This is a genomic window from Devosia epidermidihirudinis, from assembly GCF_000971295.1.
In the GTDB taxonomy this organism is placed as follows: domain Bacteria; phylum Pseudomonadota; class Alphaproteobacteria; order Rhizobiales; family Devosiaceae; genus Devosia; species Devosia epidermidihirudinis.
This window is the reverse complement of sequence record NZ_LANJ01000034.1, coordinates 1-534: the sequence shown is the minus strand read 5'-3', so window position 1 is coordinate 534 and position 534 is coordinate 1. Positions and strand designations below refer to the sequence as shown.

Annotated in this window: 1 protein-coding gene; it reads left to right on the top strand. The window is 65.5% G+C overall.

Features of this window, described 5'->3' with window-relative positions:
- Positions 1-42: 42 nt before the first annotated feature.
- Positions 43-534 (top strand): hypothetical protein (locus WH87_RS20515; RefSeq protein ID WP_156458246.1); only part of this gene is annotated, 492 nt, incomplete at its 3' end.

Sequence of the window (534 nt, the reverse complement as noted above, 5' to 3'; positions counted from 1 at the left end):
ATCATGTGGACCAAGGGGCGGGTGCGGAGGAAGGACGGCAGGATGGCGCTGGAGGTGCGCGACGATGGCTGGGACTTGCTCGGCTCGCTGGCGACGACGGTAAAACAGCGGTACGCCAACAACTCGGCCTATCTGGGTCAGTTGATGGACGTGCGTGGGATCATTGAGACTGAGGTGGTGACGCGGCGCAGCTCTGAGGATCTGCCGATCGCCCCGGAGGTCGGGATGGCCGTGGCCGAAATGCGGGCAGCGGCCGATGCGGGCGATATCGCCCGCATCGGCCGCTGCCCGCATTTCGGCCACGGCCATCCCGACCTCCGGGGCGATCGGCAGATCCTCAGAGCTGCGCCGCGTCACCACCTCAGTCTCAATGATCCCACGCACGTCCATCAACTGACCCAGATAGGCCGAGTTGTTGGCGTACCGCTGTTTTACCGTCGTCGCCAGCGAGCCGAGCAAGTCCCAGCCATCGTCGCGCACCTCCAGCGCCATCCTGCCGTCCTTCCTCCGCACCCGCCCCTTGGTCCACATGAT